10 protein-coding genes are annotated in these 8,595 nt (G+C 69.1%); 8 read left to right on the forward strand and 2 right to left on the reverse strand.

Annotated features, from left to right (window positions below):
• The first annotated feature begins 121 nt into the window (after positions 1–121).
• From log to DQP56_RS20465, 7 genes are all read left to right on the forward strand, one after another.
• On the forward strand, positions 122–685 hold the full coding sequence (gene log, locus DQP56_RS20435; protein WP_112688565.1) for a cytokinin riboside 5'-monophosphate phosphoribohydrolase: 564 nt from the start codon (positions 122–124) through the stop codon (positions 683–685).
• 93 nt (positions 686–778) lie between these two features.
• Positions 779–2,560, forward strand: a complete 1,782-nt coding sequence (fadD6, locus tag DQP56_RS20440) for a long-chain-acyl-CoA synthetase FadD6 (RefSeq protein WP_112688567.1) — start codon at positions 779–781, stop codon at positions 2,558–2,560.
• A gap of 114 nt (positions 2,561–2,674) precedes the next feature.
• Positions 2,675–3,499 carry a dihydropteroate synthase gene (folP, locus tag DQP56_RS20445; protein WP_234825753.1) on the forward strand — a complete coding sequence of 275 codons (825 nt, stop codon included), beginning with the start codon at positions 2,675–2,677 and terminating at the stop codon, positions 3,497–3,499.
• Positions 3,496–4,443 (forward strand): glucosyl-3-phosphoglycerate synthase, encoded by a 948-nt coding sequence (locus DQP56_RS20450; RefSeq protein WP_083038438.1) that lies wholly within the window; start codon positions 3,496–3,498, stop codon positions 4,441–4,443. Before folP ends, DQP56_RS20450 begins: the two co-directional genes overlap by 4 nt.
• Before the next feature lie 37 nt (positions 4,444–4,480).
• Entirely contained in the window at positions 4,481–4,792 is a 312-nt protein-coding gene (locus DQP56_RS20455; RefSeq protein ID WP_112688571.1) for a DivIVA domain-containing protein, read from the forward strand.
• On the forward strand, positions 4,789–5,361 hold the full coding sequence (locus DQP56_RS20460; protein ID WP_013828127.1) for a DNA-3-methyladenine glycosylase I: 573 nt from the start codon (positions 4,789–4,791) through the stop codon (positions 5,359–5,361). Before DQP56_RS20455 ends, DQP56_RS20460 begins: the two co-directional genes overlap by 4 nt.
• A gap of 166 nt (positions 5,362–5,527) precedes the next feature.
• The gene (locus DQP56_RS20465) at positions 5,528–5,695 is read left to right on the forward strand and encodes a DUF3117 domain-containing protein (protein ID WP_003885506.1); all 168 of its coding nucleotides are present in this window, start codon (positions 5,528–5,530) and stop codon (positions 5,693–5,695) included.
• 27 nt (positions 5,696–5,722) lie between these two features.
• Here the strand turns inward: DQP56_RS20465 and glgA are convergent, their stop codons facing one another.
• Positions 5,723–6,889, reverse strand: a complete 1,167-nt coding sequence (gene glgA / locus DQP56_RS20470) for a glycogen synthase (protein ID WP_112688573.1) — start codon at positions 6,887–6,889, stop codon at positions 5,723–5,725.
• Positions 6,890–7,012: 123 nt separating this feature from the next.
• On the opposite strand from glgA, the gene glgC reads away from it, so the two are divergent.
• A complete protein-coding gene (glgC, locus tag DQP56_RS20475; protein WP_112688575.1) occupies positions 7,013–8,227 on the forward strand; it encodes a glucose-1-phosphate adenylyltransferase in 1,215 nt (404 codons plus the stop codon).
• Positions 8,228–8,261: 34 nt separating this feature from the next.
• Here glgC and DQP56_RS20480 read toward each other — a convergent pair.
• The coding region (locus DQP56_RS20480; protein ID WP_112688577.1) for a DUF2599 domain-containing protein at positions 8,262–8,595 on the reverse strand (334 nt) is incomplete at its 5' end.

Here is an 8,595-nt window from a genome sequence, read left to right on the forward strand (position 1 = left end):
CCGGCCGCGTCGAGCGCTTCGGTCAGCCGGTGCAGGGCGGCCGAATGCTCGGGGACGTTCCACCGGATCGGCATCGCGCAGATTTTACGGTCTGCGCCAGTCGCCGGTTAGCCTTTCGGGTGTGCGGGGCAGCGAATGGGCGGTGTGTGTCTACTGTGCGTCCGGCCCGAGCGACCCGGCGCTGCTGGCGCTGGCCGCCAAAGTCGGCGCGGCGATCGCGCAACGGGGCTGGACGCTGGTGTGGGGTGGCGGCAACGTCTCGGCGATGGGCGCACTGGCGGTGGCCGTCCGGCAGCACGGTGGCCGCACCGTCGGAGTGATCCCCAAGGCGTTGCTGCACCGCGAGGTGGCCGACGTCGAATCCGACGAGCTGATCGTCACCGACACCATGCGGGAGCGCAAACAGGTCATGGACCAACGCGCGGACGCGTTTCTGACCCTGCCCGGCGGCATCGGCACGTTGGAGGAGCTGTTCGAGACATGGACCGGCCGGTATCTGGGTCTGCACGACAAACCGGTCGTGCTGCTGGATCCGGACGGCCACTACGCGGGGCTGTGGGCCTGGATGTCCGGGCTGCTCGACGCCGGGTTCGTGTCCCAGCGTGCGATGGACCGGCTGCTGGTGGTCGACGAGCTCGAGACGGCACTGGACGCCTGCGCACCCGGTACTGCCGGTACCGACTAAGCTGTGTCTTCACAGCAGACCCGCTGCGCCCGGCTCCGCCGTGCCGGCGATCGTTTGGGCTGTCTCAGCACCTGCCGACCCCGAGGGGATACCGTGTCCGATCACAATTCCGGGACCCGGATCGGGCTGACCGACATCGCGACTCGGCTGCCCGTGCTCGTCGCCGATATGCCGGCGATGCTGCGTGGGATGCGGACCGGCCTGCTGGCCCGACCCACCTCCAAGGCGTCGATCGGCAAGGTCTTTCAGGACCGCGCCGCCAAACACGCCGATCGCGTCTTCATCCGGTTCGGTGAGCAGCAGCTGACCTACCGCGAGGCCAACGCGACCGTCAACCGCTTTGCGGCGGTATTGGCCGCTCGCGGCGTCGGCCACGGCGACGTCGTCGGGGTGATGCTGCGCAACTCACCCAACGCGGTGCTGATGATGCTGGCCGTCGTCAAATGCGGTGCGATCGCCGGGATGGTCAACTACCACCAGCGTGGCGACGTGCTGGTCCACAGCCTCGGCCTGCTGGAAGCCAAACTGCTGATCGCCGAGGCGGATCTGGTCAGCGCCGTGCACGACAGCGGCGCGACCGCCGAGCCGGTCACCATCGAGGAGTTCGAGCGGCTGGCGGCCACCGCGCCCGCCGACAACCCGGTATCGGTCGAGGCGGTGCTGGCCAAGGACACCGCGTTCTACATCTTCACCTCCGGCACCACCGGCTATCCCAAGGCCAGTGTGATGACGCACTACCGGTGGCTGCGGGCGCTGGCCACCTTCGGCGGAATCGGGCTGCGGTTGCGCAGCAGCGACACGCTGTACTGCTGCCTGCCGCTCTACCACAACAACGCGCTGACGGTCGCGGTGTCCTCGGTGCTCAACTCCGGCGCGACACTGGCGCTGGGCAAATCGTTCTCCGCCTCACGCTTCTGGGACGAGGTGATCGCCGCGGACGCCACCGCGTTCGTCTACATCGGCGAAGTCTGCCGCTACCTGCTCAACCAGCCGCCCAAGCCGACCGACCGGGCGCACAAGGTGCGGGTGATCGCCGGCAACGGGCTGCGGCCGGAGATCTGGGACGAGTTCACCGACCGGTTCGGCATCAAACGGGTCTGCGAGTTCTACGCCGCCAGCGAGAGCAACAGCGCGTTCCTCAACGTGCTCAACGTGCCGCGCAGCACCGGGTTGTACCCGCTGCCACTGGCCTACGTGGAGTACGACCACGACACCGGGCAACCGCTGCGCGGCGAGGACGGCTGGGTGCGCCGGGTGCCGTCGGGGCAACCCGGGCTGCTGCTGAGCCCGGTGAACCGGCTTTCGCCGTTCGACGGCTACACCGATCCGGAGGCCAACGAGAAGAAGCTGGTGCGCAACGCCTTCCGGGAAGGGGACTGCTGGTTCAACACCGGCGACCTGATGCGGCCGCAGGGTATGGGCCACGCCGCGTTCGTCGACCGGCTCGGCGACACCTTCCGGTGGAAGGGCGAGAACGTCGCCACCACCCAGGTCGAGGCCGCGTTGTCCGCCGACGAATCGGTCGAGGAATGCGCCGTCTACGGCGTCGAGGTGCCCGACACCGGTGGACGTGCCGGGATGGCCGCGATCAAACTGCGTGACGGTGCGTCGTTCGACGGGGCCCGGTTGGCCCGCACCGTCTATGACCGGTTGCCGTCGTATGCGGTTCCGCTGTTCGTGCGGCTGGTGGAAACGATGGCGCACACCACCACGTTCAAGAGCCGCAAGGTGGAGTTACGTGAGCAGGGCTACGGCGCCGGTGACGCCCGCATCGACGACCCGCTGTACGTGCTGGCCGGTCGTGACGAGGGTTATGTGCCCTACTACGAGGACTATCCCGGGGAAGTGGCCGCCGGGAAGCGGCCGCGGGGCTGACGCCGGTTTCGGCCGGTCAGGGCTGACCACCGCGTCGCGGCACCGACCGGGCACCATAGAACCGTGCAGTCCACCCTCTGCGGTCGTCCGGTGGCGGCCGATCGCGCGCTGATCATGGCGATCATCAACCGCACCCCGGACTCCTTCTACGACGCCGGCGCCACCTTCGACGACGACGCGGCCAAGTCGGCGGTGCACCAGGCGGTGGCCGACGGGGCGGACGTCATCGACATCGGCGGGGTCAAGGCCGGGCCGGGGCGGACCGTCGACGCCGATGCCGAGACCGCCCGGGTGGTTCCCTTCATCGAGTGGCTGCGCGGCGCCTACCCCGACCAGCTGATCAGTGTCGACACCTGGCGCTCGGAGGTGGCAAAACGCGCCTGCGTGGCGGGCGCCGACCTGATCAACGACACCTGGGGCGGCGTCGACCCGCAGGTGCCGGCGGTCGCCGCGGAGTTCGGTGTCGGCCTGGTCTGCTCGCACACCGGCGGCGCGGCGCCGCGGACCCGCCCGTTCCGGGTGAGCTACGGCACCACTGTGGACGGGGTGGTGGATGCGGTGATCGACGAGGTCACCGCGGCCGCGCAGCGGGCGGTGGCGGCCGGGGTGCCGCGCGACCGGGTGCTGATCGACCCCACCCATGATTTCGGCAAGAACACCTTCCACGGGCTAGCGTTGTTGCGACACACGGAGAGGCTGGTCGCTACCGGATGGCCGGTGCTGATGGCGCTCTCCAACAAGGACTTCATCGGGGAGACTCTCGGTGTGGGTCTGACCGAACGACTGGAGGGAACGCTGGCGGCCACCGCGCTTGCGGCGGCCGCCGGCGCCCGGATGTTCCGGGTGCACGAGGTCGGGCCGACCCGGCGCGTCCTGGAGATGGTGGCATCCATCCAGGGCGTGCGGGCCCCGACCCGCACAGTAAGGGGTTTAGCATGACCGACCTGGTCGCGGGGCTGGGTGACACCCGGCTGGCCGGGCGCACCTGGAACCGTCCGGACTGGACGGTCGCCGAGTTGGTGGCGGCCAAGGCCGAGACGGGGCGCACCGTCTCGGTGGTGCTGCCCGCGTTGAACGAGCAGGCGACCATCGAATCGGTCATCGACAGCATCACCCCGCTGCTCGACAACCTGGTCGACGAACTGATCGTGCTGGATTCCGGCTCCACCGACGACACCGAGATCCGGTCTATCGCCGCGGGCGCTCGCGTCGTCAGCCGCGAACAGGCCGTCCCCGAGGTGCCCCCGCAGCCCGGCAAAGGCGAAGCGCTGTGGCGTTCGCTGGCCGCGACCAGCGGCGACATCGTGGTTTTCGTGGACTCCGACCTCATCGACCCCGACCCGATGTTCGTCCCGAACCTGGTCGGGCCGCTGCTCACCGGCGACAACGTCCATCTGGTCAAGGGCTTCTACCGGCGGCCGCTGAAGGTCAACGGCACCGAGGACGCCACCGGTGGCGGCCGGGTCACCGAGTTGGTCGCCCGCCCGCTGCTGACCGCGCTGCGGCCCGACCTGGGCGCTGTGCTGCAGCCGCTGGGCGGTGAGTACGCCGGCAGTCGCGAGCTGCTGGCGTCGGTGCCGTTCGCGCCCGGCTACGGCGTGGAGATCGGCCTGTTGATCGACACCTATGACCGGTTGGGCCTGGACGCGATCGCCCAGGTCAACCTGGGAGTGCGGGCCCACCGCAACCGCCCGCTGGCCGAGTTGGCCGTGATGAGCCGCCAAGTCGTCGCCACCCTGTTGTCGCGGTGCGGGGTCCCCGACTCCGGCGTCGGGCTCACCCAGTTCTTCGCCGCCGGTGCCGACGGCACCGACTACCTGCCGCGCACCACGCCGCTGTCACTGGTGGACCGGCCGCCGATGAACACGTTGCGTCAGCGCTGAGCACACCCGTGCGGTCGAATGAGGCACTATCGATCCCGTGACACTGGTGTTGCTGTATCTCGTGGTGCTCGTCCTGATCGCGTTGCTGCTGTTCGGGGTGGCCAGCGTGCTGTTCGGGCGGGGGGAGCAGCTGCCGCCGCTGCCCCGGGCGACCACGGCGACCATGCTGCCGGCCTCCGGGGTCACCGGCGCCGACGTCGAGGCGGTGAAGTTCTCCCAGGTGCTGCGCGGCTACCACACCGGTGAGGTCGACTGGGTGCTGGAGCGCCTCGGCGCAGAACTCGACCAGCTGCGTGGGCAGCTGGCCGCGGCGCAGGCGCTGGCCGCGGATCCGTCGGAGCAGAATTGACCGGCGCGCCCGACGACGGCCTGGTGCGGTGCGCCTGGTCCGATGGATCGGCGCTGTACCGCGATTACCACGACCGGGAGTGGGGCCGTCCGGTGCGTGAGGCGACCGCACTGTTCGAGCGGATCAGCCTGGAGGCCTTCCAGAGCGGCCTGTCGTGGCTGGTGATCCTGCGCAAGCGGGAGAACTTCCGGCGCGCGTTCGCAGACTTCGATGTCGAGACCGTCGCGCGCTACACCGACGCCGACGTAGCCCGGCTGATGGCCGATGCCGGCATCGTGCGCAACCGGGCCAAGATCGAGGCGACGATCGCCAACGCGCGGGCCACCATCGCCCTGGGATCCACCGATTTGGCGGAGCTGTTGTGGTCATTCGCCCCGCCGGCGCGCCCCCGGCCCGCCGATCTGTCGGAAATTCCGGCCGTCACGCCGGAATCCACGGCGATGGCGCGCGAATTGAAGCGGCGCGGGTTCCGATTCGTGGGCCCGACGACCGCCTATGCATTGATGCAGGCCACGGGCATGGTCGACGATCACCTTCAGTCCTGTTGGGTGCCGACGGTGACCGCCTAGATCCATTAAAATGCACTCCGGAATCGGGTCTTGTGCACGCGGCGTCGCTGATAGGGAAGAATGGCGTAGTGAAACTGCAGTTCGATGCCGGATGCTGCGATCGCGGTGCACAGCCGGCGCAGATCAAGGGCACGGCCGGTGGGCTGGTACCTGGAGGGAGCACTCGATGGCGGCGATGAAGCCCCGGACCGGTGACGGTCCACTGGAAGCGACCAAAGAGGGGCGCGGCATCGTGATGCGGGTACCGCTTGAGGGTGGTGGACGACTAGTCGTCGAACTGACTCCGGACGAGGCCGCTGCACTGGGCGACGAACTCAAAGCCGTCACGAGCTGACGGGCTGTCCGAGCTGCCGGCGGACTGTCAGCCGGCGCCCAGTTGCCGATACACGGCATGGGTCTGCTCGGCGACGCGCGGCCACGAGAAAACCTCCTCGCAGCGGAGCCTGCCGGCCTCGCCGTAACGCCGGGCGGTTACCGGGTCGCCGATCAGCGCGTTGACCGTCGCGGCCAGGCCGGTGCAATAGCCGTCCGGGTCGGCGGGGTCGTAGTGCACCAGCGAGCCGGTGACGCCATCAGTGACCACCTCGGGTATGCCGCCGACGTCGGAGGCCACCACGGCCGTGCCGCAGGCCATCGCCTCGAGGTTGACGATGCCCAGCGGTTCGTAGACCGAAGGGCAGACGAACACCGTCGCTGCCGAGAGTAACTCGCGGATCTGCCGTGCCGGCAGGGTCTCCTGGATCCAGAACACCCCGCTGCGAGTGGCGGACAGATCCGCCACGGCGGCGCTCACCTCGGCGGCGATCTCCGGGGTGTCGGGCGCGCCGGCGCACAACACCAACTGCGCCTCCGGATGGAAGCGATGCGCGGCGGCCACCAGATGAGCGACCCCCTTCTGCCGGGTGATCCGTCCGACGAACGCCACCATGGGCCGGTCGCGCTCCACGCCGAGTTCGGCCAGCATCGACGACTCCGTGGTGGCCGGCTGCGGACACCACACCTCGGTGTCGATGCCGCTGTAGATGACGTGGACGCGGTCGGGCCGCAACTCCGGGTAGACCCGCAGCAGGTCGTCGCGCATGGCCGAGCTGACCGCGATCACGGCGTCGGCCGCGGTCGTCGCCAGCTGCTCCACCCAGGACGACACCCGGTAGCCGCCGCCCAGTTGCTCGGCCTTCCAGGGGCGCAGCGGCTCCAGCGAATGCGCGGTGAGCACATGGGGGATGTCGTAGAGCAGCGCTGCCAGTCGGCCGGCCAGCGCGGTGTACCAGGTGTGTGAGTGAGCGATGTCGGCCGTGCCGACGGCGGCGGCCATCGTCAGGTCTGCCGAGAGCGTGCCCAGCGTCGGATTCGCATCCCGCAGTGCCGGATCCGGCTGATGCGCCGTCGCGCCCGGCCGGGGCGCACCCATGCAGTGCACGTCGACGTGGCACAACCGCCGCAGCGCTTCGACCAGGTTCGTGACATGCACGCCCGCGCCACCGTAGATATCCGGGGGATACTCCCGGGTCAGCATCGCCACCCGCATACCCCGCACGGTAGCGGGCGCGGGCGGCCGGGCGCGCGGCGAACGACCGGCAACCTGTGAGAAGCTCCGCCAATCGTGCTGTCTAGCTGGCAGGGTGCCGAAGCGGCCGATAGGTTTGGTGGCATGAGGGAAGCGCCGCACGTGCTCGGCATCGTCCTGGCCGGGGGGGAAGGCAAGCGGCTGCACCCGCTGACCGCGGACCGGGCCAAGCCGGCGGTTCCGTTCGGGGGCGCCTACCGGCTCATCGACTTCGTGTTGTCGAATCTGGTCAACGCGCGTTACCTGCGGATCTGTGTTCTGACGCAGTACAAGTCGCACTCGCTGGACCGGCATATCTCGCAGAACTGGCGGCTGAGCGGCCTGGCGGGGGAGTACATCACCCCGGTGCCGGCCCAGCAGCGGCTCGGGCCGCGCTGGTACACCGGGTCCGCCGATGCCATCTATCAGTCGCTGAACCTGATCTTTGACGAAGACCCGGAATACATCGTGGTTTTCGGGGCGGACCACGTGTACCGGATGGACCCCGAACAGATGGTGCGCTTCCACATCGACAGTGGGGCCGGCGCCACTGTCGCCGGGGTCCGGGTGCCACGCGCGGAGGCGTCATCGTTCGGCTGCATCGACGCCGACGAGTCCGGGCGGATCCGCAGCTTTGTGGAGAAACCGGCGAATCCGCCCGGCACGCCCGACGATCCGGACAGCACGTACGCCTCGATGGGCAACTACATCTTCACCACCAAGGTGCTGATCGACGCGATCCGCGCCGACGCCGACGATGACCACTCCGACCACGACATGGGCGGCGACATCATCCCGCGCCTGGTCGCCGACGGGATGGCCGCCGTCTACGACTTCTCCGTCAACGAGGTGCCCGGAGCCACCGAACGTGACCGCGGCTACTGGCGAGACGTGGGAACCCTGGACGCGTTCTACGACGCCCACATGGACCTGGTGTCCGCGCACCCGATCTTCAACCTGTACAACAACCGTTGGCCGATCCGCGGCGCGACGGAGAACCTGGCGCCGGCGAAGTTCGTCAACGGCGGCACGGCGCAGGAATCGGTGGTGGGCGCGGGAAGCGTCATCTCGGCCGGCTCGGTGCGCAATTCGGTGCTGTCGTCGAACGTCTTGATCGACGACGGCGCGATCGTGGAGGACAGCGTCATCATGCCCGGGGCGCGGGTCGGGCGCGGCGCGGTGGTACGGCACGCGATCCTGGACAAGAACGTGGTGGTCGGTCCCGGTGAGATGATCGGTGTCGACCTGGAGAAGGACCGCGAGCGGTTCTCGATCAGCGCCGGCGGCGTGGTCGCGGTCGGCAAGGGCGTCTGGATCTAGCAGCGATCGTCGGCGCGGGGCGCTGTCCTAGGGCCTAGAACGGTTCCTCGGCGCCGCCAGGGTTGCAGCCGTTGGCCAACATGCTCAGCGTGCTGACGACCGGGCGCCACGGCTCCAGGTTCCAACTGGTCTTGCCGGGGAGGATGAACTCGGCGAACTGCCAGTGGCACAAGAACTGTTCGCGCATGCCGGAGGTGTTGGCGTCCGGGTTTCGGTTCACCACCTCCGACCAGGCCTGCTCGCCTTGGCGTAGCGTCCCGGTCTCGCCGGCCTCGGTTCGCCCGGTATCGGTGGGATAGACCCGCAGGCTGGTGCCGCCGTCGTATTCCACCCATTGAGTGCGCTCGACGTAGGGCGACGCGCTGATG

Origin of the sequence: Mycolicibacter senuensis (genome assembly GCF_003284925.1) — a bacterium.
In the GTDB taxonomy this organism is placed as follows: Bacteria; Actinomycetota; Actinomycetes; order Mycobacteriales; family Mycobacteriaceae; genus Mycobacterium; species Mycobacterium algericum_A.

Excerpts from the sequence above, each read along its gene's own strand:
- DQP56_RS20465 (WP_003885506.1), top strand. The coding sequence starts at position 5,528 with ATGGCGGCGATGAAGCCCCGGACCGGTGACGGTCCACTGGAAGCGACC.
- folP (WP_234825753.1), top strand. The coding sequence starts at position 2,675 with ATGGCGATCATCAACCGCACCCCGGACTCCTTCTACGACGCCGGCGCC.
- DQP56_RS20450 (WP_083038438.1), top strand. The coding sequence starts at position 3,496 with ATGACCGACCTGGTCGCGGGGCTGGGTGACACCCGGCTGGCCGGGCGC.
- glgC (WP_112688575.1), top strand. The coding sequence starts at position 7,013 with ATGAGGGAAGCGCCGCACGTGCTCGGCATCGTCCTGGCCGGGGGGGAA.
- glgA (WP_112688573.1), bottom strand. The coding sequence starts at position 6,889 with ATGCGGGTGGCGATGCTGACCCGGGAGTATCCCCCGGATATCTACGGT.